Source organism: Burkholderia sp. DN3021 (genome assembly GCF_049805555.1).
GTDB classification, from domain to species: domain Bacteria; phylum Pseudomonadota; class Gammaproteobacteria; order Burkholderiales; family Burkholderiaceae; genus Burkholderia; species Burkholderia pyrrocinia_C.
In genome coordinates this window covers 1-525 of record NZ_JBNCAB010000283.1, presented here as the reverse complement: position 1 = coordinate 525, position 525 = coordinate 1, and the positions used below count along the sequence as shown (strand labels likewise).

General features: G+C 61.3%; 1 protein-coding gene. It reads left to right on the top strand.

Translation table 11 applies throughout. From position 1 onward, the window contains the following. The first annotated feature begins 98 nt into the window (after positions 1 to 98). Complete coding sequence (gene tnpB, locus ACPUER_RS37105) at positions 99 to 443, top strand: IS66 family insertion sequence element accessory protein TnpB (protein ID WP_425133622.1); 345 nt, start codon at positions 99 to 101, stop codon at positions 441 to 443. Positions 444 to 525: the final 82 nt, after the last annotated feature.

Genomic DNA, 525 nt, shown 5'->3' with positions numbered 1-525 from the left:
GAAGGTGTTTGCGAGATCGAATTTGAACGGGCACGAATTCGTCTGCGAGGTGATGTATCGCCGGCAACGCTGAAGCTGCTGATTCGCGAGCTATCACGATGATCGGCTTTCCGGCGGGTACGCGCATCTGGCTCGCAGCGGGCGTAACCGACATGCGCTGCGGGTTCCAGGGGCTGGCCGCGAAGGTGCAGACAGTGCTCGAAGACAATCCGCTGGGCGGTAATGTATTCATCTTCCGCGGTCGCCGCGGTGATCTCGTGAAGCTGCTTTGGGCGACCGACGACGGGCTCTGGTTGCTCGCAAAACGATTGGAGCGAGGCCGATTTATCTGGCCGCAGGCCGACGGCGGAAAGATCCATCTGACGAGCGCTCAACTGTCGATGCTGCTCGAGGGCATCGACTGGCGACAGCCGCGACGTACCGCCGCTCTGTCGATGTTGTAAACCGCATCGAAGGCTCGTAAACTGCGACGCATGTCCCAAGATGCGCCGCTTCCTGCCACCGTCGCTGAGCTCCAGGCCCTGG

Excerpts from the sequence above, each read along its gene's own strand:
- tnpB (WP_425133622.1), top strand. The coding sequence starts at position 99 with ATGATCGGCTTTCCGGCGGGTACGCGCATCTGGCTCGCAGCGGGCGTA.